Here is a 24,493-nt window from a genome sequence, read left to right on the forward strand (position 1 = left end):
AAGGCGATGTTTCATTAAATAAGCTAATAGAAATAGGAGAATTCCTTGTCAATAAAATGAATGTGAAGATAAGTTCTGAGTTTGAAAAATACTCTCTTAAATATCAGATAGAATATTTAACTGATAAACTTAATCGTCCTATTCGTGTTTGTGGTATGGTTAAAAACGAAGGAGAACCTGGAGGTGGCCCATTTTGGGTCAAGGATGAAAGTGGAAATGTATCACTTCAAATTGTTGAATCTGCTCAGATAAATAAGAAGAGCAAGCATCAAAAACAAATTTTGAAAAATGCTACACATTTTAATCCAGTTGATTTAGTTTGCGGGACTAAAAATTATAAAGGAGAAAAGTTTGATTTAAAAGACTTTGTTGATTTAAAAACAGCTTTTATTTCTATGAAAACTAAAACGGGTAAAGACCTTAAGGCACTTGAACTTCCTGGATTGTGGAATGGTAGCATGGCAAATTGGAATACTGTATTTATTGAAGTCCCTTTAATCACTTTTAATCCTGTAAAAATAGTAAACGATTTATTAAAAGCACCTCATCAGATTAAATAAAATGCTCGATGAACAAGCCATATTACATGAATTAATATTTAAAGGGATTCGCAGCTCTGGGGCTGGTGGGCAACACGTTAATAAAACATCTTCAAAAGTTGAATTATCATTTAACTTAGAGGCTTCCGAAGTTTTATCTGCAGTACAGAAAGAGAGGCTCAAAATAAATTTAGGAACACGATTAACAAAAGCCTTTGTTTTAATTTTACAATGTGGAGAAAGTCGAAGTCAGCATAAAAATAAATCGATTATTATTAGTCGTTTTTTAGAATTGATTAAAACAAATTTAATTGAAGAAAAAGAACGAATTCCTACAAAGACACCAAAGGCAGTTAAAAAAAAGCGACTAGCCAATAAAAAGAAAAATTCTGAGAAGAAAGCTAATCGTAAACCACCAAACTTAGATTAAATACTATTATCGAAATTCTTATTAGTAATCGCATCATTGTAATATTGTAGTGTTACAATTATAAATAATTCAAATCTATATTATAAAAAAAAAGAACAATCATAATTTGAAAACCAGAAATCTGTTATATATTTGTAACGTTCTCAAAAAAGGGGTGCCTATTTCGGCTGAGATCATACCCATTGAACCTAGAACAGGTAATGCTGTTTAGGAAGCGAGCGTAAAGAAAATGTCCGGTGGACATTTTTGGCGAATGCGATAAAGTTATCAATGTTGGTTTTTTACTCTTGGATCTGATGATGCTTTACGGCTACTTATGACGATTCAAATTAAAAATTCGACATTGTATTTCACTATTGCATGAGTTAGACGCTCTAAAAATCAATTATTAACCAAGAATAATGACCTCTTTTTATTCGATTAAATTATTTAATCGTATGAAAAATTTGTTCGACAATCTCTCAAAAAACAATCGGCAGAGATTAACACTTTCCATTTTTTTATTAAGTCTTTGTTTCACTTATGGACAAGACAAACCAAAAGATTCAACCAAGGTTGAAAAACTAGACGAAGTTCTGGTAAAAGCCGTCCGAGTGGACGCTAAATCACCAATTACGCACAGTAATGTTACTAAAGCACAACTGGCAAAACGCAATTTAGGACAAGACATTCCGATGTTACTTAACTTTTTGCCTTCGGTTGTTACCACATCAGATGCTGGTGCAGGCGTTGGTTACACTGGTATTAGAGTACGTGGTGTTAGTTCGCAATCTACAAATGTTACTATTAATGGTATTCCGTATAATGACGCGGAATCCTTAGGGACATTTTGGGTCAACTTAGGCGACTTTGCATCGTCTGTAGAAAGTTTACAGCTGCAACGTGGTGTTGGAACATCTACCAACGGTTCTGGTGCATTTGGTGCAAGTATCAATGTATTAACTGATGTGGTTTCTAAAGAAGCTTCTGGCGAAATTTCTAATTCCTTCGGAAGTTTTAATACCAGAAAACATACCGTGAAATTTAGTACAGGACTCATGAACGAGCATTTTGAAATTGCTGGGCGTTTGTCTAATATTTCTTCAGATGGTTATATCGATAGGGCTTCGGCAGATTTAAAATCTTATTTTTTACAAGGGTCCTACGTAGACGATAATACTTTGATTAAAGCCATTACTTTTGGTGGTAGTGAAGTGACTTACCAGGCTTGGAATGGATTTGATCCAGCATTTGTTACTGCTCTCGGTGAAAATCCAAATATTGATGAGAACAGACAGTTTAACGTTTCTGGTGCTAATTTTGATGACAATGGAGTCTTGCGATTTTACGACCGAGAAGTTGATGATTACAAGCAAGATCACTTTCAGCTGCATTGGAATGAACGTTATAGCAGTAACTGGTCTACAAATATTGGTCTAAACTACACATATGGTCGTGGATTTTTTGAACAGTTTAGAGAAGATGATAATTTTGAAACCTATGGATTAAATCCATTAACAGTAGATGGACAAACCGTAAACACTACAGATTTGGTAAGACGTCGTTGGTTAGATAATGATTACTACGTGTTTAATGCAAGTGCCAATTACAAGAACAATAATTTAGATATGATTTTTGGTGGTTCGTTTAGCCATTATGATGGTGACCATTTTGGTGAAGTCATTTGGGCAGAATTTGCAAGCCAGAGTGATATTAGAGATCGTTATTATGAAGGTAATGGAAAAAAAAATGATTTCTCAGTGTTTTCAAAAGCAAACTATAGACTTAATGACCGCCTTAAACTCTACGGTGACTTACAAGTTAGAAATGTGAATTACGAGACCTCAGGTATCAACTCTAACTTAACCCTATTTAATGTGGATGAAAACTACACGTTTTTTAACCCGAAAGCTGGTGTTACTTTTGAATATAACGCCAATAATGATTTCTATTTTTCATATGCGCGCGCTAATAGAGAACCCACTAGAGATGATTTTGAAAACGATGCCAAGGTACAACCAGAACAGCTTAACGATTTTGAATTGGGTTGGAGGCACCAAAAAAACAATTTTACCTTTAATGTCAATGGCTATTTTATGCTCTATAACGAGCAGTTGGTGCTTTCTGGACAAATTAATGATGTTGGAGCACCAATACGAACTAACAGTGGCGAAAGTTATAGGTTAGGTTTAGAGCTTGAAGCTGTAATACCAGTAACACCAGAATTAACATTGCAACCAAACGCAACAGTTAGTGCCAATAGAAACCGAGAAACCATCATTTCTTTTGATGGGGAATTACAAAATCTTGGAGCTACAGATATTGCATTTTCACCAAATTTCATTGCAGCTAATGCTATTGTTTACCAACCCATGGAAAATTTACAACTATCAGTATTGAGTAAGTTTGTGGGTTCGCAATTTATGAGTAATACTGAAGCTGAATTGTCTAAGTTAGATAGCTTTTTTACAAACGACTTAAATATTGTGTATACCCTAAAAACAAAATCAGTTTTTAAATCTATTGTATTTACAGGGCTTATAAATAATATGTTTAGTGAAGAGTTTATCACTAATGGATTCTATTACACTTTTGATGACGATTTTACTAATCCAGGAACTATTTCTACAGTAGAAGGTGCTGGTTTTTATCCACAAGCCACCAGAAACTTTTTAGTTGGTGTGACGTTGAACTTTTAATTACTGACAAAAAACGTATTATTACCGATAACCTCAACCCTGTATGGCTGTAACGTACAGGGTTGTGTGTTTTCGCCAAAACCTTGACCTGTAGCCAAACTGAATTGATTAGCATCATCGCAACTACAGACCACAATATCTGCTGTACCAGAATCTTCTAAGGTTGAGCAAGCTACTGGTGGATGTGTAGGATCCGCAGCATCCCAAGCCAACAGTGTTGCTGTATTTAAACGCCACAACCAAATACCATTATTACCTTGATTTGGTACATAAACCCCATTTCCTGAGAATGCGAGTTGACCAAACTGTGGTAAATTAGTATTGACTGTTAGGTTAACACCTGCATCAAATAAAAAGTTACAGTTGGGATTAATGTTGTCATCACCATCACAAGCAACGAGCAGAAAGGTTAATATGAGTACTATATTTTTCATGTGTTTCTATTATTTTTTTTGAATCCAAATAGCTATCGCGAGTATTCTCTATTAATCATTCCCTTGAGTGACAAAAATTTTAGCATGCTAATTTCACAAATAAAAGTTCTTATTCTTCATTGGTGATTTTTTGTCTTTCTGAACTGATTCGTAATTGATTTCTCATCACAAAAACAGCTTTTAACCTGCTCATTTATAGCTTTTTTTAAATGCCAAAATTACGATTATTTCAACTATACCGTAAATATTTTATATATTTGTAATGCAATCTCGTTGACTCGAGATTTTTTTTATGCTGAACAGACTTGTACTGAAACAATTTCAGGTGGTTCGGCATCTTTTATGTATTAAAACGAATGAATTATGAGTAAAGTATCTTATTACACAGCGGAAGGTTTAAAAAAATTACGTGAAGAATTAAATTATCTTAAAGACATAGAGCGTCCTAAAGCGTCGCAAGCTATCGGAGAAGCAAGAGATAAAGGTGATTTAAGTGAAAATGCAGAGTACGATGCAGCCAAAGAAGCACAAGGGATGTTAGAAATGAAAATTTCGAAAATGGAAGAAACCTTGTCTGGTGCGCGTGTTATAGACGAGTCTCAGTTAGATACCTCTAAGGTTTTAGCTTTATCTATCGTTAAAATAAAAAACCAAGTGAATGGCATGGAAATGACCTATACCTTGGTTGCAGAAAGTGAAGCAGACATCACATCTGGTAAAATCTCAGTAAACTCACCTATTGGTAAAGGTTTATTAGGTAAATCAGTTGGTGATACGGCAGAAATACAAGTACCAAGTGGTGCTATGCGGTTTGATATTTTAGAGATTTCGAGATAACAGATACCGCATATCTATTCAACTCCACTTTCGTAAAGTTGAAATTAGAAATATTAAAGTTATATGTCAAAAAGATTCCTTATTACAGGAATCTTTTTATATTTATTTTGAAACTAGAATGCATAACGCTTATTAGATCTAAGAATCATGGCAACACTCTTTACCAAAATAATTTCAGGCGACATACCATCGTATAAAGTTGCAGAAACCGAGAATTTCTTTGCCTTTTTAGATATTAATCCAAACTCTAAAGGCCATACCCTTTGCATTCCAAAAAAAGAAGTGAATAAGATTTTTGATTTGGATGAAGCCAGTTATACGGCTTTAATGCAATTTTCAAGAAACGTAGCCATCGCGATAGAAAAAGCAATTCCTTGTGAGCGCGTTGGGATGACTGTTATTGGTTTGGAAGTACCACACGCTCATGTACATCTCATTCCACTGCATACGATGGAAGACGCACGTTTTATGAACAAGCAAACCTTGACGCCAGATGAGTTTGAAGCTATTGCTGAACGGATTGCTTCGTTTTTGTGATTAATTTTTAAGTATCTCTAATCTTTCTATTGTTGTGTAAACACAAAAAAGCATCTTTTTCTATTATGAAAAAGATGCTTTTTTTAATTTAATATGTTTGAGATTCCTTTTTTCAAAGGAATTTTACCCTTCACAACTAGCACATTCTTTCTTTTGTTTGAATTTCTGTGCTGCGTTCATACTGTGTTGGTAATACAATGATTTTACACCCAACTTCCAAGCTGTAACATAAATCTTGTTAATCTCTTTAACTGGCATATCTGGATGTACCATAATGTTTAAAGATTGTCCTTGATCGATGTGGTTTTGTCTGTTTGCTGCTTGGTAAATCAACGTCATTTGGTCAATTTCAGAATAGGTTTTAAACACATCTTTTTCATGATCTGTAAGTCCTTCTAAATGTTGTACTGATCCATCATAATCTCTGATGCTTTTCCAAACTTCCACCGTATCCATGCCCTTTTCTTCTAAAAGTGCTTTTAAGAATGGGTTTTTAATTGTGGTCTTTATTTTTGCAATATCTTTTACATAACTGTTAGACCAAATTGGCTCAATACCTTGAGATACTTGTCCTAAAATAAACGCTGAAGATGTCGTTGGTGCTACAGCATTTAATGTTGTATTACGTCTGCCATAACCTTTTAACACCTCTGGCTCACCAAATAACACCGCTAATTCTTCTGATGCTTTACGTGATTTTTCACCAATAGTTTTAAATATTTCACTGTTCAGATCAAACGCTTCCTGAGAATCGAAACCTAACATTTTTGATTGTAATAATGAATGCCATCCTAAAGCTCCCATGCCTAAAGCTCTATTGTCTTTAGCGAAATTGTAAGCTTTCTCCATAAACATGAAGGTTTGTCTATCATCACGATCTGGTGAATCTCTAAACTCTTCCAACTTCGTTACAAACTCTTCTAAAACGGCATCTAAGAAATAGACCATGGTTTCTACAGCGTCTGTATCTTTCCACTTATCATAATGCAATAAGTTTATAGATGATAATACACATACAAAAGACCATTTGTCGTTTGTAGGTAACATGATTTCAGAACACAAGTTACTTGCGTAGATTTCGTGATTTTTATCTTGATATACGTCTGGTGCTGCATTGTTGGCATTGTCCTTAAAGAAAATGTAAGGGTATCCTATCTCACCTCTTCTTTGTAATACTTTTGCCCAAATCGCTCTTTTATCTGCGTCGCCTTCAATCATTTGCTCCATCCACTCGTTACCAACAGTAACACCATGCGTTAACTCTTGGATTGGATTTCCTTCTGTTCCTATTTCTAAGAATTCATTTATGTCTGGATGATCTATTGGTAAATACGGTGAAAAACGACCACGTCTTACCGAACCTTGACTTACAACATCTACCATTTTCTCAAACAACTGCATAATGTGAACAGCTCCTGAAGATTCACCATTATTTTTTACTGGTGCACCTCTATGTCTTAATTTACCGAAGTAACCAGAAGTTCCGCCTCCTAATTTAGACATCATTCCAACTTCTGACTGCGTGTAAAGGATATCTCCCATATCGTCAGAAATGTGTGAACCAAAACAACTGATTGGTAAACCACGTTTTTTACCAAAATTAGACCAAACTGGTGAAGCTAAAGAGTAGTAACCTTCTGCCATATAACCATAGAACTTATCTGCAAAACCATCAATCTTCAAGATTTTCTCTGCATTAAGTGCTATTTCTCTTATGCGCTGTTCTGGTGTTGTATCATCAGTAAGATAACCAGAGGCTAAGAATTTACGACTATTTTCTGTTAACCATTTAATTTCTGGTGCTGCGTTAGCGTCTTTTATGGCTTCTTTTCTAGCTTTGAGTAATTCGTCTTTGCTAGATGTTATTGGTGCTGAGGGTTGCGTTTTAATCACGTTGTTTTCGAGGTCTAAGTTAGTGTTGCCGTTCATGGTTTAAAAAAGGTCGTCGCTGGTTATACTTTTAGTTCTTTTACTATAATTGATAGAACGTTTTACGAAGAAGTCTCCATGTTTTGTCCCTATGATTTCATCATCAAACCATTCGGTTTGTTCTAATAAGCTATTGTCGGTTTCAAATATTTTATCAATACCGATGCTTTCTAATGAATTGTTGAATCTATTTTTTACAAATTCTTTAATAACATCTTTTGGCAAGAACTCTAATTCACCAGCTTCAAAAATCCAATCGATAATTTTGCTTTCAGATTCAAAAGCTTCTTCACATAATGATTTTACTAAAACGCTATGCTCTTCATCAAACCACGTTGGATTCTCGTTCTTGATGATGTTAATAATATCTATTCCGAAGTCTCCATGAATCTGCTCTTCTTTAGACGTTGCTTCCACCACATTAGAAATTCCTTTCAACATATTTCTATGCTTATTGAATGCCATGATGATTAAAAATTGAGAGAATAAAGACACATGCTCTATAAATAAAGAGAATAACATTATAGACTCTGCATACTCTTTATTATCGTCACTCTTCGCATTTTTTAAAGCCGTTTCTAAATAATGTACACGTCTCATTATTACGGGTTTTTTCTTTAGTCTTTTAAATTCGTTATTAAGACCTAAGATTTCAAGTAAGTGCGAGTATGCATCGTGGTGACGCACTTCACTTTCGGCAAATGTTGCACCAACAGCACCAATTTCTGGCTTCGGCATTTTACCATAAATATCGCCCCAAAATGATTTCACAGCTACTTCGATTTGAGAAATCGCTAACATTGTGTTTTTAATAGCATTTTGCTCTACAATAGTTAGTCTCGTTTTAAAATCTTGAATATCACTAGTAAAGTTAAATTCTGAATGGATCCAATACGAATGTCTAATTGCATCGACGTATTCGTTAAGTGCAGGATACTCGTAAGGTTTTAAGTTGATACGCTTTTCAAAAACGTTTGTTTTTCTGTTTCTCGTTTGTTCATCTCTATATAAGATGTAGGCTTTAGCTACATCCTGAAACGTACTGTTCATTAATTTAAGCTCAACTAAATCTTGAACCTCTTCTACGGTTGGTAAATATTTTTCGTCTCTTTCTTGACGTTCTAATAAGGCCTCTAAAACATTTTCTGAAATCGCTTTTGCATCTTCTTTGGTACCATTTCCTACAGAAAGCATCGCTTTTTCAACAGCATTAGAAATTTTATTTAAAACAAACGGACTCGTTTCGTAATCTCTTTTAATAATTTGGGTAATCTCTAGTTGTTTGGTTTCCATAATTTTCAATTTAAAGGCTAATTGGTCATTAGAATGATTTTAGTCATTCAAGGTTTCGTTAGTTAATCCGCAAAACGTGTTATAATTTTTTCCCTGATAGGTGTAAAAAAAGTGAACTTATAAGATAGTGTTCACTATTTTATTTTGCTCTCAACAAAGATTGACTTTTGTAGCTTAAAAAGAAAGGTTATTTTAGAAACGTTGTCAACAAGTTTTTAACAACGGCTGTAACGCCTGTAAAACCTAAAGATTGATAAAAAAATTATTAATATATTGAAAATCAATTAATTAAATTGATTTTGTTAAAATACAATTCGTAAGATTTATCGTATTAAAATAAAGGTGAACAAGGGGTTTCATTGATAGTTTTAAGTCCTTGCATCATTAAAATAAGCGCACAAAAAAGAGCGTTTATTTAACGCTCTTTTTTCCCTAATAACTAACTAAAATTAACAGTAAGACTCAAAAGAGTTGCTTATTGTAAATTAACACTGAAATGAAAAGTTTTAATTTAAAAAATTATTCCTTTTGTTGATTAATAGCATTTATCAAAAAGCAAACCCCTAATTTGCTTTCATTTCATGATTTAAATATCTAGATAAATATCTTATTTTCAATATTGTAATGTATAATTGGTAAAAAAAAGTGTATAAACGGCATTTGAACTTTTTACCATAATACTTTTAGACATTCTACACACAAAACCATGCATTATATACATATTAACGACATACACATTTATTATATGTATATCTTTATATTCAATAATTTATAAACATGTTAAGAGCAGTAATTGTAGATGATGAGCCTAAGGCCATCCAAAGTCTTGTTTGGGAACTCAGTAATTTTAGCGAATCCATTGAGGTTATGGCTTCTTTTTCTAACCCAGATGATGCTTTACTCTATTTAGATACACATACACCAGATTGCTTATTTTTAGATGTGCAAATGCCTACCATTGGTGGCTTTCAATTTTTAGAAAAACTTAAAAACATCGACTTTGCGGTAATCATTACAACCGCTTATGATGAGTATGCCATAAAAGCTTTAAAACATGAAGCTATAGATTATTTACTAAAACCTATTGATTCTGATGATTTAAAACTATGCATTGCTAAAATAAAAAAATACAGTGACCGTAATGTCAATGCTTTAAAATTTGAGCATATGCTTACGACGTTTAATGCGCAATTCGACAAAAAGAAGATTACCATTAATACAGACGGCAAATTACTTTTTTTAGATGTTGATGATATTATCTATATAGAATCTGATGGTAATTACAGTACGCTCTATCTGCAAAATCAGAAAAAAATAGTCCTTACCAAAAAATTAAAAGAAGTTGATGCTATTTTACCTGAGCATTATTTTTTTAGAATTCACAACTCATATATCATCAACCTTAATAAAATAAAGGCATTTATTAAAAATGAAGGCTATGTGATTATGGATAGTGATCAAAAAATACCTGTGGCTCGTCAGCGTAAATCAGATTTTTTAGAAAAAATTTAGTTTATGAAACGTTTGTCTCGTCAAAAGGTCTTCTGCCTTTTTATTTTTCTTTTTTTTTACACCTCATCTTTTTTTGCGCAGCAATCTAGTTTTGAAAATACACTCAATTATATTGAAACGAATAAGCCTAAACAGCATACGGTCTTAGATTCCGTTTTAAAACCATTTGAAATCGATAGCCTTAAAATGGCGCGCTTACTTAGTGTCTCTGAAAATAATTCTTATTTCGAAGGTGCTAGCTACGCGCTCAATGCATTAGGCGTTTTACAGCGTAATGTTTCTAACTACGAGCAATCAATTACATTTCACCAAAAAGCAAAAACCTACGCTCAAAAAGCTAAGAGTGATGAGTTTAACGTAATCAGTCTTAACATGATTGGTGTCGCTTACCGACGCATGGATGTTGTTAAGCCTGCTCTCGACTTCCACACGGAAGCCTTAAAAATTGCGTATTCTGTTGTTAATCCGTCTAAAACAATTACCTACAATATTGCAGTATCTCAAAATAGTATCGGAAATATATATTTGGCTTTGCAGCAATATGATCTTGCGATAACACAATTTAACAAGTCTCTAAAAATTGAGAAAAAAACGAATAATAGCTTAGGCCTTGCCATCAATTATCACAATATTGGTTATGCAGAAGAAGCGAAAGGAAATTTAGAAACTGCTTTGATTAACTATGAAAAATCTTTAGAATACAATAATCTTATTGACTCAGAAATGGGACGCGTTATCTGCTACAATAGTATTGGTGGTATTTATCTAAAACAAGAAAATTACAAAAAAGCAGAACCTATAATTAAAGACGGTTTGCGTAAATCTCTGAATTTAGACGATCAATATTACATTACCGCATCTTATCTCAATCTTGGACAACTTAAACTTGAACAAAATAAAATACCCTTAGCAGAAACGCATTTAAAGAAAGCACTGAATATTGCCACGTCTTATAATCTTAAATCGTCCATAGCGACATCGAGTAAATTATTATCTAAGATTAGTCAAAAAAAGAATAATTACAAAGCTGCCTTACAATACTACCAAGATGCTGTAGATATAGAAAACACCATTTTAACAGAAAAAAACCTGCAATACGTTAATGATATTGCTATTGAATATGAAAACGAAAACAAAAACAACCAGATAAAAGCCTTAGCTCTAGAAAACGAAACCGTACGAATTCGATTAGAACGCAACAAAAAAATTCTACTTTACACCTCTCTACTTCTTTTTGTTATTGGCATTATACTCTTTATACTTAACAGAACAAAAGCCCTAAAACGCGATCGACATATTTTAACTTTAGAGCAAGATATGTTGCGAAGCCAAATGAATCCGCATTTCATATTCAACTCGTTAAATTCTATAAAGCTCTATATTATAAATAACGACAAAACGAATGCGGTCTATTATCTCAATAAATTCTCAAAACTTATTCGAAAAATTTTAATGGCGTCAAAAGAAAAAGAAACTTCACTTAACGACGAGCTAGAAACTATGAAGCTTTACATGAATATTGAAAATATTCGTTTTGATAACCAAATTGATTTTACGATTAAAGTTGATCCTACAATAAATATGGAAGTCACCAAAATACCATCGATGGTGCTTCAACCTTTTTTAGAAAATTCACTTTGGCATGGTTTGTCTTCAAAATCTGAAAACAAAAAAATTGATTTAAACGTGAGTAAAAAATCACCAAATTATATTACCGTTGAAATTATTGACAATGGTATTGGACGCATTGCAGCACGAAAAATAAATAATCAAAAAAAACTACAACGGAATTCGGTTGGTATCGATATTACTAAAGCACGTTTGGCTAACTTTTCGGAATCATTTTCAAACTCATATAGCTTACAAATTGAAGATTTATATGATAATGAGACACCTATTGGTACCAAAATAAAGCTAGAGATTCCCACCAATAAAGTAAATCATAATTTTTAACGATTATGCTTTTCTGCTACCTTTTCTAACTCGGCATACCAATCTTCTCCAAATTTTCTTATGAGTGCTTCTTTTACGAATTTATAGACAGGAACTTGTAATTCTTTACCTAGTGAACAAGCCGGATCACAAATTTCCCATTTATCATAATTGACACCCGAAAACTCAGTGTATTCTCTCACTCTAATAGGATACAAATGACAAGATACTGGTTTCTTCCATTTAATTTCACCTTGATTGTAAGCTTCTTCAATACCACAAAGTGCTGTTTTTTTCTCATCGAAAATAACATAAGCACAATCTGCTCCATTAATTAATGGTGTTTCTATCTCACCAAAAGCGGTGACTACAGAAGTTCCTTGCGCTTCAATAACAGCGATACCTTCTTTACGAAGAAATGGTTTCACTTTAGGATAAATATCTTCAAGGATTTTTGCTTCTTCTTTATCTAAGGGAGCACCTGCATCGCCAGCAATACAACAAGCGCCTTTGCAAGCCGAGAGATTGCAAAGAAAATCTTTTTCTATAATCTCTTCTGAGACTATGGTTTTTCCTAGTTGAAACATAACATTCTAATTCGAAACAAAAATAGATAAACTAAGTTGTTATTTAAACCCTCTATTTGAAGTTTATTCATATTTATATTGCAAATCTTTAATATTATCGCACCTTTGCAAAAAATTTGAAATAAATAAGAATTTTTGGTAGATCAAATCACTAATTATCAAATATTTAAACTGTATTTTACCATTATTCAAGATTATAATATTATGGACATAAATCTAAATTTTAAACAAATATTTACGGCCTTTATGGTCCTTTTTGCGGTTATTGATATTGTTGGAAATATTCCAATCATCATAGACCTTAGAAAAAAAGTTGGCCATATACAGAGTGGAAAAGCGTCCATCATAGCTGGTGGCATTATGATTGTTTTTCTGTTTGTCGGAAAAAGTCTCTTAAGCCTTATTGGTGTAGATGTCAACTCTTTTGCCGTTGCTGGTGCTTTTGTTATCTTTTTTATTGCCCTAGAAATGGTTTTGGGTATTACATTATATAAAGACGAAGAACATAATGCCATGACAGCTTCTGTATTTCCTTTAGCATTTCCTTTGATGGCAGGACCAGGAACACTCACAACTTTATTATCTTTGCGTGCAGAGTTTGCTATAGAAAATATTATCGTTGCTGTAATTAGTAACGTTATTGTTATCTATATCGTTTTAAAAACCTCTGCAAAAATTGAACGCATTATAGGTGCTAATGGTATTATGATTGTAAGAAAAGTTTTTGGTGTAATTTTATTAGCCATTGCCGTAAAACTATTTGCTCATAATATTAAGGCCTTATTGGCATAAAAATTAAACAGATTATGAAGATATTCACCATTATTCTATCGGTTATAGCAATTGCGTTGGTCATCTTTAACGCTACTTTATTAGATTTTAATGCACTTTTTGAAGGAGATAGTCAAATCGCATTAATCACTATTATAGCGTCATTATGTGCTATTACATTATTACAAATTCTTAGGATTTCTAAGAAAATTGAAAAGTTATCTAAAACGAGATAAAGCCCAAATAAATTATCCTGACTAACTCAAAAAGATTATTTAGGCTTATCTCGGTTAGGAAACAAATGACTATAAATCGGAATACGTAATTTTAAAACTGCCTTCCGTAATGGTCCAACTATCACCAGAGTTCATTGCAACATCTGTGGTAAAACTAAAATTACCTTCAATCGTTTTAGATGTGGTATCATGAAGTGTAATCATCATATTTCCTTGATTAGCGAAACCATCATCTCCTGCTTCTTGCGATGTCGGTGGAGCATAAAACGCCTGAATAAAAGTAGACGCTAAAGGATCATTTAAAACTGTATATGTACCTGGCTCAATATCCTTTGGTATTGTAAACTGTATCTGTTCTTCATTAGTGCCAGTTGCGCCTGTTAATAGAATCGTATTTATAGATTCATATCTAAATCCTGTTACAGATGGAGGGTTGTAATTTACACCGTCAATTTTTGCAAAAAAAGAATTAGCTCCAGCCATACTTGCTGGAATTTCTTCATCATCATTACAAGAACTCGATAAAATTGCCAAAGTCATAAATAAAATTGTTGTTACTACTTTCATTTTTTAAAATTTAAGTTATTACTGTTTCTTATTAATGACAGTTTTAAAAAGAAGTAAACCATTTACTCTAATTATTTTTAAAACTCTTATGGTATTAAATCTTTTTCTAACTTTGAGTTTACTTTTCAGCCTTAAACACATTAATGAATAAAGAACCTTCAATAGCCGATTTATTGCAGAGCAAAAACAATAGCTTTGAAGTGTTGTATAAAAATTATAAAGATGAATTTATAGGGTTTGCTAGAAAATTTTCGCTCAAAGACGACCAGATTATCGACATCTATCAAGACACGTTTTTAAGTTTTTATGAAAATTTATTAAATGGAAAACTTACAGAATTTACAAGTAGCATAAAAACCTATCTATTTAGTATTGGTAAGTTTAAAATTTATGAATATCTGAGAGCAAATTCAAAATTAAAAATTATCGATACACCTATAAATGCTGAAATCACTATTGAAGATCTCAGTTTAGAAAATGAAGTCCTTTCTGAACAAGAACAACTCGTTAAAACTAACTTTAAAAAACTCGGTAAAGCCTGTCAAGAAATTTTAGAATTATTTTATCTAAAAGGGAAAACACTTGCCGATATTAAAGGCGAAAAAAAATACGAAAATACGGACGTGGTAAAAAGTTTGAAATCGAGATGTCTGAAAAAATTAAAACAACTCGTGACGATATAATATGAAAAACGACGAATTAATAGCACTTTATTTTGAAGGTCAACTCAACGCAGACCAAAGCACACGCTTTAACCAGTTGTTACAAAGCGATAGCGCGTTTAAATCTCAAGTAATGCTTGAAGAGCAGGTAAAAACCGCTATTATTTCTATAAAAAAAGACGAACTACATCAAAAGCTAAAACAATTAGAACAACCTAAAAAAACTTCTAAATATCTGCTCGTAGCTATTGCAGCATCATTAGTGATAGCCTTAGGGATTTTTAGTTTGCTACAACCTACAAATAGTGTTTCTAACGATGCTTTGTTCGCCCAGTATTTTAAGCCTTATACTAATATTATTGCACCTGCATCACGTGGTGACGTAACTGAAAACAAAATCTCAGAAGCCTTTAGATATTATGACTTAAAAGATTATAAAACCGCTTTAATTAAGTTTGATTCGCTCTATGCCTCAACCCAAAAAAGCTATTATTTATTTTATAAAGCTATTTGCCAATTACAGCTTGGTAATACCAAAAACGCCATTGCGCTATTTAAAACGCATCAAAACTACAGCGATAAATTATCTGAACAAACACTTTGGTATTTGGCATTGGCACATTTAAAAACAAATAATACCAAAGACGCTAAAAGGTTACTACAGACTATAAGTACCCAAAAGTCTTACAAATACAAATCTGCAGAAGCTCTTCTTAAAAAAATAAGATAAATACGTTTACTTTTTTATAAAGTTGTCATTAATAGAAAACAACCTATTAAAACACTATTAATTATGAAAAATGTACTCTTTATTTTAAGCCTCATATTAATCGTCTGCACAAGTTGTGATAAAGACGATGATACCACAAACCAAGCCGAAAATACTTATGCAAGCTTAAGTAATATTTCTGGTGAAGAAGGGAGTAGAATAATAGTTACCCAAAACAATGAAGAATTAATCTTTAGCGGTTCTAATGTATTGGGCTGGAGTGGTGGCCAACTTCTAAATTTAAATTATTATTCAACTTTACGATTACTACATGACGATTTTGAAACTATAGGCATATGGTTTTCTGTGCCGCAAGGTTTAAACTTTGTTGACACTGCAGTTGGCTCACACGGCTTACATGGTTTTACAGTGCAACTTCAAGACACTCAAAACTTAGATGGCCCTATTGTAGAAATGTACTTAGATACAGCAGGTCCTGGAGATAGACCACAATTTTTTGGAGATTTAGAAATTAGAAGAAGTGTTGAACACCTCGGAACAGTTTACGATATGGTAGGTACTTTTGAAATCACACGAGAAGGACAAACAGTTAAAGGGTTATTCTGGAAAAAAGAAGTTGCCAATTGGTAAATAAATCTCAATGCATTACACTAAACGTCTTAAGTTAATTTTTAAGGCGTTTTTTTATAAACCAGCTCAGTATTAAAACCAATATTAGCACCAAACCTACATACCACCAATTATTGGTTTGAGAAATAATAGCAGACGTATCTCCAGTTAACACAAAACCTGCCCAATAGTAAGGGTGTTTTAAGTTTGGATCTTCAGTAGTTTTTAGATAATCTATTTTGGCATTTTTTAAAGACACGCTTTTAGAATTTCCTGCTTTAAGGTGCTTATAAAATGAGGTCATTATTTTCTGAGTCGCGTCATCTGGTGCGCTCCATAAGCTTGACAAAACAGAAGGCACTCCTGCTGCAGTAAAAGCGGTGTTCATAGATACAATGCCTTGCCCTGTTTTAAATTCGCCAACACCTGTATTGCAAGCGCTTAACACTGCCATATCTGCATTTAAATTTAAACCGTATAATTCTGATATATAAAGCTCATAGTCTTTATCATTATCTGAAAATACCAAACTACTCAATTCTGCATCTTGGTCGTTTATAAACGAATGCATAGACAAATGCAAAATAGAATAGTCTTTTGACAGCGTTTTAAAAGAAGCCTTTGAAGCTTTATCATTAGTATACAAATCACAGTTGTCAAACATTTTTGATATAGATTCAACTTCTTTTAAAGTACCGTCTAAATAGTAGGGTTCGCCTCTTACTGCCAATTGTAAATCTGAAGGTGCAAATGAACTGTAAGAAGGTGCAAATAAAGCAATATTGTTTTTGCTCCTATGTTTTAAAGGCAAAGAGACATTACCCAAAAAGCTTAAAGATGAGGCATAACTGATGGTTGTTGTCTCTAAAAGATAATCGTTTTTATTAACTAAAATCTCAAAAGGCAAATAATTCAGAATACCATCTGAGATAATGTAAATGGAATTTGATACACGTTTTGCATCACTATCAGGTATTAATTTATCGTATAAATATTTAGTATTTTCCTTTATGGCTTCCGAGGCTATACTTAAATCCTTTAATTGTGTTAAGGTTTGTTCAATTTTAGTACGTATTGTTTTGTAATCTTCAATTTCATCAATTATGACACCGCCTTTGTTAAAGACGAGCCTAAATAATGTGCTATCAATAACTTTATATTTAAGGATATATTTGGTCTGTAAACCTTCTAAAGGATTCTGTGCATTAATGAGATGAGCTATTCTATTTGGATTCGCCTTAAGCTGCTCATCAATTTTTTCAAGTTTTAGATTTTCTTCAAAAATGAGTTGATTAATACTATCCGACTTTTGAGCTAAATTTTTTCTCTTTAAATAGGTAATATTCGATCTTATAAATTGCTCTTCAGCAATTAAATGATCCAACTCCGTTTGTTCAGCATCTATTCTATTATTTAAAAACAAATTGAGCAAAAATTTGGATTCAATAGCTTCTGCGAAACTCAAAAATCTATTTTGTTCTTCTTTATTCAATTCTCCTTTAGATGCTTTGGAATAAAAATAATGGCATATTTTAGTATACATGCCATTAACCTTTTCATTTAAAACGTCTTGATTAAAATTAGCTCGAAATTGTTTCAGTGCAAGCCAGTAAAGCTTTTCAATAATTACTTCATTCTGTTTCGATGCATTTTGCAACCCTTCTGCAAAGAAAATTAAATGATTTGCATCTCGAAGCACTGTGCTAGGCACAAAATCCTCATAAGTTAAGGTTCTTATATCCAAATCTTTATTTTCATCTGAAAAACTATGTAAAACCTCATTAATAAACACATAGGCTTTATCATAATTATTGATTTTAATGTTAAGTAGAATGTTTTGCTCAAGACTATTTTTTGTCATAAACCATGGTAAATCCTTCTTTTGATACAAACGGTTTAATAAAGTTTGTGCTTCGTCGTAACGCCCTAGACCAATAAAAATCTTAGCTTTTTCCATGTCATAATCCTCTGCTAAAAAACCTAAATCAATTGAAGGAAAAAAGGCTGAACCTCTATCTAAATATTGTAAAGCTTTCGCACTATCCTCATACCTGTAATTCTTAGCTACAAACAAAAAACTTAGGCTTGCTAAATCCTTTTGTATGTCATTGAACTTTTGGCTTTTAGATTGTTTTATAATTTCGTCTAAATGATAAAGCATTTGTTCTTCATTACCTGTTAACCAATAGACTTCAATAAGATAGGCATGGAGTTCAACTTCTTTTGTAATATCTCTTTTAGATAATCCTAATGTGTCCGTTTTACTCAAACTTTTTTCATAGACCTGAAAACTTTTTTTTAAATAACTAATTGCTTCATAAAAATTACCTTGACCAGTCTCATAAGATGAAAGACTCGTATAAAAATCAGTAAGATAGTACATGTCTAATCCTTCCGCTTTTTCAAATAAGGCTTCTGCTTTTTTTAAATATGCAATATAGGTCTTAGAACTGTTCAAAAATCTCGCACTATAAACTTGTGCTATATCTAAATATAGCTTTCCTAATAATTCAGGATTATCAAGCTGTAACCTGTTATAAAGTGCTTCTGCGTCGTTAAACCTGTTAATAGAAACCTGTATTTTACCAACTTCTCTAGAACTTGAAACAGCCTTCTGTAATGTTTTTAACAAGCTTAACGAATCAATATTTTGGCTCTTGTAATGATAATCTATTGCCTTTGAAATATAAACATCACTATCTTTTATATTACGCACGTAGTTATTAGCAAATGTATACATGCGATTGTAGGCTTGGTACATGCGTTTTGGTTCCACCTTATAGGTCTCTAATTCTTTGATTTGAAATTGTAAATTCTTATAAGCCTCAGCTCTTTTATCCTTGTCTTCAATATGAACTTCATTTCTAGAAATGCCTCTTAATAACTCTAAAAATGGAATGGTATCTGCCTGAGTACTTTTTGCTATATCAATAGCCTTCTGTCTATAAGCTAAAGCCTTTTTGAATTCAGAATTAGCCTGCAAAGAATCTGCAATTTTAGTTTGCTCTTGCCATGAATTCTGAGCAGTGCTTGGTGTAAAATAAGCTAGAAGAATTAGAATTGAATAGATAAGTTTCATTGATGGTCAGATAATTGAGTTAAATTTAAGATATTTAAACCAAATCAATTCATTATTAAAATAGAGATTTAACTTTGTCTTTTCAAAACAACAATATATGCTAGATACATTAATTATCGGAGGAGGCGCAGCAGGTTTATCTTGTGCACTAGTTTTAGGCTCTGCAAGGGAAAAAGAATTTGCAAAAGGTAAAAACATAGCCATCATTACACATCAAAAAACATCGCATCTTCAAACCGCCTTATTTAATAATGTATTAGGATTGCAGCCAGGCACTTTAGGAACTGATATTCTAAAAGATGGCAAAAAACAATTGGCTGAGCTTTACCCTCATATCCTTCAAATAGAAAAGGAAAAAGTAACACAAATTGAAAGACAACAAGATCATTTTAAGGTGACTACAAATAAAAGTTCTTACGAATCAAAAATAGTCGTCGTTGCTGTAGGTTATACTGATTTGATAACCATTAAAGGTCTAGATGATTTTATTGAACCACATCCTAGAGCTGCTATTGAAAAAAGTAGAATCTGGCTAAAAAACACAGACCATCTTATTGAAAAAGATTTGTACGTTGCTGGTACGTTAGCAGGTTGGAGAAGTCAGTTTGCTATGGCATCTGGAAGTGGTGCACATGTGGCTACGGATATTTTAACGCTTTGGAATGGTGGTAAGCACACTAAGATTCATGATAAAATTTAAATCGTTACTGTTGCTCCACATTTGGGTATTCGGTACTTAAAAGAATCACTTCTTGTACCATAATATCTTCTTTATTAATGATTTCTTCGAAGGCATTATCATCAAATAATTGCCTTGCTAATGTGGCTTTAATAATGCGTCTTATTTCATCATTATAAGCTACGAATACAATATCGGTACGCTCCTTTTTATTCACGTACTCTTGAAAACGCACCACAATATCGTCACTCACTTCAAAATTATTTATAAAATCGTATTTAGAAATATCTTGATAGATGGTTCGGTCCTTATCTAATTCTTCAAAGACGAAATAACCAAAATGCCCTCTGCGTCTTAAATAATTAATGGTTTCATTATCGAACAAACGATCGACAGGTACAAATACATCTGGAATAATACCTCCACCTCCATAAACCACTTTGCCTTTTGGTGTTGTAAATTTTAAAGAATCATCAACTTCTATACTTTCTTCATCTGCCAACTCACCAGTTCTTAGTCGCTTGTAATAATCCCTATAATAACTATTATTATCTCCATTGGTATAAGGTCTTTGTATGGAGCGCCCTGTTGGAGTGTAATATCTAGATACCGTTAATCTTACAGCACTACCGTCACCTAAGGCCATTTCGCGCTGTACCAATCCTTTTCCGTAAGATCGTCTTCCTATAATAGTGCCTTTATCATTATCTTGAAGTGCTCCTGCAATTACTTCACTAGCCGATGCCGAATTTTCATTAATTAGAATATAAATTTCACCATCTTCAAAATCTCCTCGTTTTGTAGCATACGTTCTTTCTTCATTGCCTTTTTTATCTCTTGTAAACAGTATGAGTTTATCGTCTTCTAAAAATTCGTCTGCAATTTGTTCGGCTATACCCAAAAAGCCACCTGGATTATCTCTAAGATCTAACGCTAATTTTGTGGCTCCTAAATCCTTAAGTTCGTCTAAGGCATCCTTAAATTCCACAAAGGTAGATTCGGCAAAACGATTCATTTTTATATAACCTAACTCGTCCGTAAGCATATATGCTGCATCCACACTTTTTATAGGAATGTTTTTGCGCTTCACATCAAATTCTAACAAACCTTCTTCTCCTTTTCTAAAAACCGTAAGTTTTACGTTTGTATTTTTTTCACCTCTTAGCTTTTCGCCAATTAACTCATTATCAAAACGATCACCATACAACGTGTCGCCATCAGCTAAAATAATGCGGTCTCCACTCATAATACCAGCACGTTCACTTGGCCCTCCCTCTGTTGGCTTAACTACAGCAATAGAATCTCGGTAAGGATAAAAATTAATACCTATGCCAATAAAATCACCTTTCATATTTTCGGTGATGCGCTTTAAGTCTTCCTTAGGAATGTAAGTAGAATGTGGATCTAAGTTATTTAAAATGCCATTGACCGTTACATCTACAATACTATCTGTATTGACTTCCTCAACATATTCGTAATCAATATAATCTATAAGTCGGTTGAGTTTATCTTTTTTGCTATTAGTTGAAAAAAGATTATCTGAGGTATCTGCAAAATTTAATTTTCCACCAATCATCACTCCTGCTGCAATTGCAATTCCAATAATTAGCGGTATGTATTTGTTTTTTGTTGTCATAATATGTCCTGAAAAAACAGGAATGCTAATCTATATCTTCTATAAGTTCAATTTCAATACCTGCTTTTTCAAGGAAATCAATACCTGAACAATCTCTATAGCCTTTACTATAAACGACTCTTACAATACCAGCTTGGTGAATTAATTTACTACAGTCTTTACAAGGCGACAGCGTAATATATAAAGTCGCACCTTTACAAGATTGTGTTGATGATGCTACTTTAAGAATGGCATTAGCTTCAGCATGAAGCACATACCACTTGGTATAGCCTTCATCGTCTTCGCAATAATTTTCAAAACCGGTTGGCGTGCCATTGTAACCATCAGAAATGATCATACGGTCTTTTACTATAAGTGCACCTACTTGTTTGCGCTTACAATGCGATAGTTTACCCCATTCTTGTGCGATACGTAAGTACGCTTTATCGTAACGCAACTGTTTTTTTTCTGACATTAAAGGAATGATATTGTTAAACGTATTCTATTGTTAACGAAGATAAATGTATCCTATTTTATAACCAATTTACTTGCCGTTAAAGTTTTACCAAACTTTACTCGGTTAATTGAGCAGATCGCTTCCCATAATCATCGGAATTACCAATCCAACCACCACAGCAGAAATGACCATTACCCAATCGCGACGCGACAATCTAAATATAGTTTGACATAAAAAGCCTATAAATAAAACGATAAATACAATAATCACTTGCGCTAATTCTATACCTAAGGCAAATTCTATTAAAAGTTCTAATTTATTTTCAGACTGACCAGAAAACATTTTAAACTCTCTCGCAAAGCCTAATCCATGTACCAATCCAAAAAATAAGGTGGTAAAAAACAACAGACCGACCTTAGTGCTTTTAAATTTTTTTCCAGCCGTAAACACATTGTAAAGCGCAGCAATTAAAATTGTTACAGGTATTAAAAACTCTACCAGTTTTCCATTAACACTTACAATACCATAAGCCGCTAAAACCAAGGATAAGGTATGGCCAAGTGTAAACGTAGTGACGAGCAACAGCACCCGTTTCCAATCTTTAAAAAGATAGGGAACAGCCAATACCATTAAAAAAAGGACGTGATCGTAACCGTTGATATCTAGTACGTGGTTCATGCCATATTGTACGTTGAACCAAAAATTTTCTAGCATAATTAACACCTTTGTGAGAAATCAAAGTTACGATAAATACCAAATGTTTCTCTTAAAATAAAGTGAATATAATTTGTATAATACCCTTTTGTTTTGCAATTTTACATTTCACAAAGTTCAAATAACTTATTGAGTTGTTATCAAGAAAGGTGGAGGGATTAGACCCTTTGAAACCTTAGCAACCCTTAGACTTACTAAGAAGGTGCTAAATTCTACTTAATTTTCGATTCATTTATCGTAAAGTTTAGATAGATAACCCAACGTAATTACCCATTTGTAGTTCCACTTTCTTTTTAACATTTTTTAGTTTAAGTACGTCTCTATATTGATGCGTTTTGACTTTTGGTTTAACTAAAAAAGTAAAACTATGAGTATGCTTAAAAATGACATTTATACCGCAATCCAAAAACGAATTCTCGTTTTAGACGGAGCCATGGGCACCATGTTACAGCAATATAATTTCTCTGAAGACGATTATCGTAGAGACCGTTTTAAAGACTATCCGACCTCATTAAAGGGAAACAATGACCTACTATCCTTAACCCAACCCAAAGCCATAGCAGAGATTCATACAAAATATTTTGAAGCTGGTGCAGATATCGTTGAAACGAACACCTTCTCCGGAACTTCAATTGCTATGGCAGATTATAACATGGAACATTTAGTTTACGAGCTTAATTATGAGTCCGCAAAAATTGCAAAAAAGGTTGCGGAGCAATTCACAAAAGAGAATCCTGAAAAACCAAGATTCGTTGCTGGTAGTATTGGCCCAACGAATAAAACGGCAAGTTTATCGCCAGATGTAAACCGACCAGAATACAGAGCCATAACCTTTAACGACTTACGGGTTTCCTATAAAGAGCAAGTTGAAGCCTTAATTGATGGTGGTGTAGATTTACTTTTGGTTGAAACCATTTTCGACACCTTAAACGCGAAAGCCGCACTATTCGCTATTGAAGAAGTTAAAGAAGAACGTAATATTGACATTCCGATTATGGTTTCCGGGACCATTACAGATGCCTCAGGACGAACACTTTCTGGGCAAACCGTTGAAGCATTCCTGACCTCCGTTTCGCACATTCCTTTATTGAGTGTTGGTTTTAATTGCGCACTTGGTGCAGAACAGCTTCAACCTTACTTACAACGACTCTCTAATGAAACTGAATTCTATACCTCAGCTCATCCCAATGCGGGTTTGCCGAATGCTTTTGGAGAATACGACCAATCACCTAAAGAGATGCAAAAGTTTATTGAAGCCTATCTAAAAGACGGTATTATAAATATTATTGGTGGTTGTTGTGGCACAAGTCCGGAACACATTAAAGCCATCGCTGAAGTGGCTAAAAATTATGAACCTAGAAAGTTAGTTGTTAGTTTTTAGTTGTTGGTTGTTGGTTAAAAATTAAAAGACATGAATTATACAGAATTAGATGTTTGGAAAACATCAAGAGCATTAGTTAAAAACGTTTATTTATTAAGTAATTTATTTCCTAAAGAAGAATTGTATGCCTTGACGAATCAGGTTAGACGATGTTCAATATCCATACCTTCAAATATTGCAGAAGGATTAGGGCGACAATCTAACAAAGAAACCATTCATTTTTTATACATCTCAAGAGGTTCATTGTTTGAACTTGAAACGCAACTATTTTTAGCTTTTGATTTA

24 protein-coding genes and 1 riboswitch are annotated in these 24,493 nt (G+C 33.1%); of the genes, 15 read left to right on the forward strand and 9 right to left on the reverse strand.

What is annotated here, in order from left to right; all coding sequences use genetic code 11:
* The 3 genes from AB8B52_RS14865 to AB8B52_RS14875 form a co-directional block, all read left to right on the forward strand.
* Positions 1–560, forward strand: a 560-nt coding sequence (locus AB8B52_RS14865; RefSeq protein WP_406029482.1) for a DUF4301 family protein, incomplete at its 5' end; no start/stop codon positions are given.
* Position 561: 1 nt separating this feature from the next.
* Positions 562–969, forward strand: coding sequence for an alternative ribosome rescue aminoacyl-tRNA hydrolase ArfB (arfB, locus tag AB8B52_RS14870; protein ID WP_406029483.1), 408 nt, complete (start codon positions 562–564; stop codon positions 967–969).
* 437 nt (positions 970–1,406) lie between these two features.
* Positions 1,407–3,647, forward strand: coding sequence for a TonB-dependent receptor (locus AB8B52_RS14875; protein ID WP_406029484.1), 2,241 nt, complete (start codon positions 1,407–1,409; stop codon positions 3,645–3,647).
* Here AB8B52_RS14875 and AB8B52_RS14880 read toward each other — a convergent pair.
* Positions 3,644–4,081, reverse strand: coding sequence for a hypothetical protein (locus tag AB8B52_RS14880; protein WP_406029485.1), 438 nt, complete (start codon positions 4,079–4,081; stop codon positions 3,644–3,646). The two genes, AB8B52_RS14875 and AB8B52_RS14880, sit on opposite strands and share 4 nt — an antisense overlap.
* Positions 4,082–4,444: 363 nt before the next feature.
* Between AB8B52_RS14880 and greA the strand changes: the two genes are divergently transcribed.
* Complete coding sequence (greA, locus tag AB8B52_RS14885; protein ID WP_406029486.1) at positions 4,445–4,918, forward strand: transcription elongation factor GreA; 474 nt, start codon at positions 4,445–4,447, stop codon at positions 4,916–4,918.
* A gap of 147 nt (positions 4,919–5,065) precedes the next feature.
* The gene (locus AB8B52_RS14890; protein WP_406029487.1) at positions 5,066–5,455 is read left to right on the forward strand and encodes an HIT family protein; all 390 of its coding nucleotides are present in this window, start codon (positions 5,066–5,068) and stop codon (positions 5,453–5,455) included.
* A gap of 123 nt (positions 5,456–5,578) precedes the next feature.
* Here the strand turns inward: AB8B52_RS14890 and AB8B52_RS14895 are convergent, their stop codons facing one another.
* Both AB8B52_RS14895 and AB8B52_RS14900 read right to left on the reverse strand, forming a co-directional pair.
* Positions 5,579–7,384 (reverse strand): ribonucleoside-diphosphate reductase subunit alpha, encoded by a 1,806-nt coding sequence (locus AB8B52_RS14895; protein WP_406029488.1) that lies wholly within the window; start codon positions 7,382–7,384, stop codon positions 5,579–5,581.
* 3 nt (positions 7,385–7,387) lie between these two features.
* A complete protein-coding gene (locus AB8B52_RS14900) occupies positions 7,388–8,677 on the reverse strand; it encodes a ribonucleotide-diphosphate reductase subunit beta (protein ID WP_406029489.1) in 1,290 nt (429 codons plus the stop codon).
* 777 nt (positions 8,678–9,454) lie between these two features.
* On the opposite strand from AB8B52_RS14900, the gene AB8B52_RS14905 reads away from it, so the two are divergent.
* On the forward strand, positions 9,455–10,189 hold the full coding sequence (locus AB8B52_RS14905; RefSeq protein ID WP_406029490.1) for a LytR/AlgR family response regulator transcription factor: 735 nt from the start codon (positions 9,455–9,457) through the stop codon (positions 10,187–10,189).
* Between the two features lie 3 nt (positions 10,190–10,192).
* A complete protein-coding gene (locus tag AB8B52_RS14910; protein ID WP_406029491.1) occupies positions 10,193–12,142 on the forward strand; it encodes a tetratricopeptide repeat protein in 1,950 nt (649 codons plus the stop codon).
* On the opposite strand, the gene AB8B52_RS14915 is transcribed toward AB8B52_RS14910, so the two are convergent.
* Positions 12,139–12,708 carry a DUF3109 family protein gene (locus AB8B52_RS14915; protein WP_406029492.1) on the reverse strand — a complete coding sequence of 190 codons (570 nt, stop codon included), beginning with the start codon at positions 12,706–12,708 and terminating at the stop codon, positions 12,139–12,141. The two genes, AB8B52_RS14910 and AB8B52_RS14915, sit on opposite strands and share 4 nt — an antisense overlap.
* A 210-nt stretch (positions 12,709–12,918) precedes the next feature.
* Here AB8B52_RS14915 and AB8B52_RS14920 point away from each other — a divergent pair, with 210 nt between their 5' ends.
* Both AB8B52_RS14920 and AB8B52_RS14925 read left to right on the forward strand, forming a co-directional pair.
* Positions 12,919–13,500, forward strand: coding sequence for a MarC family protein (locus tag AB8B52_RS14920; protein WP_406029505.1), 582 nt, complete (start codon positions 12,919–12,921; stop codon positions 13,498–13,500).
* A 14-nt stretch (positions 13,501–13,514) separates the two neighbouring features.
* Positions 13,515–13,715, forward strand: a complete 201-nt coding sequence (locus AB8B52_RS14925) for a hypothetical protein (protein ID WP_406029493.1) — start codon at positions 13,515–13,517, stop codon at positions 13,713–13,715.
* Between the two features lie 69 nt (positions 13,716–13,784).
* Here AB8B52_RS14925 and AB8B52_RS14930 read toward each other — a convergent pair whose 3' ends face one another.
* Positions 13,785–14,282: a DUF6252 family protein gene (locus AB8B52_RS14930; protein ID WP_406029494.1), complete on the reverse strand. Its 498-nt coding sequence runs from the start codon at positions 14,280–14,282 to the stop codon at positions 13,785–13,787.
* Positions 14,283–14,425: 143 nt separating this feature from the next.
* On the opposite strand from AB8B52_RS14930, the gene AB8B52_RS14935 reads away from it, so the two are divergent.
* The 3 genes from AB8B52_RS14935 to AB8B52_RS14945 all read left to right on the forward strand — a co-directional run bounded on the left by AB8B52_RS14935 (position 14,426) and on the right by AB8B52_RS14945 (position 16,304).
* On the forward strand, positions 14,426–14,965 hold the full coding sequence (locus tag AB8B52_RS14935; RefSeq protein ID WP_406029495.1) for an RNA polymerase sigma factor: 540 nt from the start codon (positions 14,426–14,428) through the stop codon (positions 14,963–14,965).
* Between the two features lies 1 nt (position 14,966).
* Positions 14,967–15,674, forward strand: a complete 708-nt coding sequence (locus AB8B52_RS14940) for a tetratricopeptide repeat protein (protein ID WP_406029496.1) — start codon at positions 14,967–14,969, stop codon at positions 15,672–15,674.
* A gap of 63 nt (positions 15,675–15,737) precedes the next feature.
* The gene (locus AB8B52_RS14945) at positions 15,738–16,304 is read left to right on the forward strand and encodes a hypothetical protein (RefSeq protein ID WP_406029497.1); all 567 of its coding nucleotides are present in this window, start codon (positions 15,738–15,740) and stop codon (positions 16,302–16,304) included.
* Positions 16,305–16,338: 34 nt separating this feature from the next.
* On the opposite strand, the gene AB8B52_RS14950 is transcribed toward AB8B52_RS14945, so the two are convergent.
* Positions 16,339–19,362, reverse strand: coding sequence for a CHAT domain-containing protein (locus tag AB8B52_RS14950; protein ID WP_406029498.1), 3,024 nt, complete (start codon positions 19,360–19,362; stop codon positions 16,339–16,341).
* A 97-nt stretch (positions 19,363–19,459) separates the two neighbouring features.
* Between AB8B52_RS14950 and AB8B52_RS14955 the strand changes: the two genes are divergently transcribed.
* A complete protein-coding gene (locus tag AB8B52_RS14955; RefSeq protein WP_406029499.1) occupies positions 19,460–20,062 on the forward strand; it encodes an FAD-dependent oxidoreductase in 603 nt (200 codons plus the stop codon).
* Positions 20,063–20,066: 4 nt separating this feature from the next.
* On the opposite strand, the gene AB8B52_RS14960 is transcribed toward AB8B52_RS14955, so the two are convergent.
* The 3 genes from AB8B52_RS14960 to AB8B52_RS14970 form a co-directional block, all read right to left on the reverse strand.
* Positions 20,067–21,677, reverse strand: a complete 1,611-nt coding sequence (locus tag AB8B52_RS14960; RefSeq protein ID WP_406029500.1) for a S41 family peptidase — start codon at positions 21,675–21,677, stop codon at positions 20,067–20,069.
* A gap of 25 nt (positions 21,678–21,702) precedes the next feature.
* Positions 21,703–22,131 (reverse strand): deoxycytidylate deaminase, encoded by a 429-nt coding sequence (locus AB8B52_RS14965; protein ID WP_406029501.1) that lies wholly within the window; start codon positions 22,129–22,131, stop codon positions 21,703–21,705.
* Positions 22,132–22,236: 105 nt separating this feature from the next.
* Positions 22,237–22,827 (reverse strand): HupE/UreJ family protein, encoded by a 591-nt coding sequence (locus tag AB8B52_RS14970; protein ID WP_406029502.1) that lies wholly within the window; start codon positions 22,825–22,827, stop codon positions 22,237–22,239.
* Between the two features lie 134 nt (positions 22,828–22,961).
* Positions 22,962–23,086, forward strand: a riboswitch (SAM riboswitch).
* Between the two features lie 108 nt (positions 23,087–23,194).
* Between AB8B52_RS14970 and AB8B52_RS14975 the strand changes: the two genes are divergently transcribed.
* Entirely contained in the window at positions 23,195–24,208 is a 1,014-nt protein-coding gene (locus tag AB8B52_RS14975; protein WP_406029503.1) for a homocysteine S-methyltransferase family protein, read from the forward strand.
* A 30-nt stretch (positions 24,209–24,238) separates the two neighbouring features.
* A partial coding sequence (locus tag AB8B52_RS14980) for a four helix bundle protein (protein WP_406029504.1) occupies positions 24,239–24,493 on the forward strand: 255 nt, incomplete at its 3' end.

The organism is Winogradskyella sp. (assembly GCF_045105575.1).
GTDB lineage: Bacteria > Bacteroidota > Bacteroidia > Flavobacteriales > Flavobacteriaceae > Winogradskyella.

Bases quoted from the DNA above. Each gene is read 5' to 3' on its own strand.
- AB8B52_RS14900 (WP_406029489.1), bottom strand. From the start codon at position 8,677: ATGGAAACCAAACAACTAGAGATTACCCAAATTATTAAAAGAGATTAC.
- AB8B52_RS14955 (WP_406029499.1), top strand. From the start codon at position 19,460: ATGCTAGATACATTAATTATCGGAGGAGGCGCAGCAGGTTTATCTTGT.
- AB8B52_RS14890 (WP_406029487.1), top strand. From the start codon at position 5,066: ATGGCAACACTCTTTACCAAAATAATTTCAGGCGACATACCATCGTAT.
- greA (WP_406029486.1), top strand. From the start codon at position 4,445: ATGAGTAAAGTATCTTATTACACAGCGGAAGGTTTAAAAAAATTACGT.
- AB8B52_RS14965 (WP_406029501.1), bottom strand. From the start codon at position 22,131: ATGTCAGAAAAAAAACAGTTGCGTTACGATAAAGCGTACTTACGTATC.
- AB8B52_RS14940 (WP_406029496.1), top strand. From the start codon at position 14,967: ATGAAAAACGACGAATTAATAGCACTTTATTTTGAAGGTCAACTCAAC.
- AB8B52_RS14935 (WP_406029495.1), top strand. From the start codon at position 14,426: ATGAATAAAGAACCTTCAATAGCCGATTTATTGCAGAGCAAAAACAAT.
- AB8B52_RS14950 (WP_406029498.1), bottom strand. From the start codon at position 19,362: ATGAAACTTATCTATTCAATTCTAATTCTTCTAGCTTATTTTACACCA.
- AB8B52_RS14895 (WP_406029488.1), bottom strand. From the start codon at position 7,384: ATGAACGGCAACACTAACTTAGACCTCGAAAACAACGTGATTAAAACG.
- AB8B52_RS14880 (WP_406029485.1), bottom strand. From the start codon at position 4,081: ATGAAAAATATAGTACTCATATTAACCTTTCTGCTCGTTGCTTGTGAT.
- AB8B52_RS14875 (WP_406029484.1), top strand. From the start codon at position 1,407: ATGAAAAATTTGTTCGACAATCTCTCAAAAAACAATCGGCAGAGATTA.
- AB8B52_RS14945 (WP_406029497.1), top strand. From the start codon at position 15,738: ATGAAAAATGTACTCTTTATTTTAAGCCTCATATTAATCGTCTGCACA.
- arfB (WP_406029483.1), top strand. From the start codon at position 562: ATGCTCGATGAACAAGCCATATTACATGAATTAATATTTAAAGGGATT.
- AB8B52_RS14930 (WP_406029494.1), bottom strand. From the start codon at position 14,282: ATGAAAGTAGTAACAACAATTTTATTTATGACTTTGGCAATTTTATCG.
- AB8B52_RS14970 (WP_406029502.1), bottom strand. From the start codon at position 22,827: ATGCTAGAAAATTTTTGGTTCAACGTACAATATGGCATGAACCACGTA.
- AB8B52_RS14960 (WP_406029500.1), bottom strand. From the start codon at position 21,677: ATGACAACAAAAAACAAATACATACCGCTAATTATTGGAATTGCAATT.
- AB8B52_RS14975 (WP_406029503.1), top strand. From the start codon at position 23,195: ATGAGTATGCTTAAAAATGACATTTATACCGCAATCCAAAAACGAATT.
- AB8B52_RS14910 (WP_406029491.1), top strand. From the start codon at position 10,193: ATGAAACGTTTGTCTCGTCAAAAGGTCTTCTGCCTTTTTATTTTTCTT.
- AB8B52_RS14905 (WP_406029490.1), top strand. From the start codon at position 9,455: ATGTTAAGAGCAGTAATTGTAGATGATGAGCCTAAGGCCATCCAAAGT.
- AB8B52_RS14915 (WP_406029492.1), bottom strand. From the start codon at position 12,708: ATGTTTCAACTAGGAAAAACCATAGTCTCAGAAGAGATTATAGAAAAA.
- AB8B52_RS14925 (WP_406029493.1), top strand. From the start codon at position 13,515: ATGAAGATATTCACCATTATTCTATCGGTTATAGCAATTGCGTTGGTC.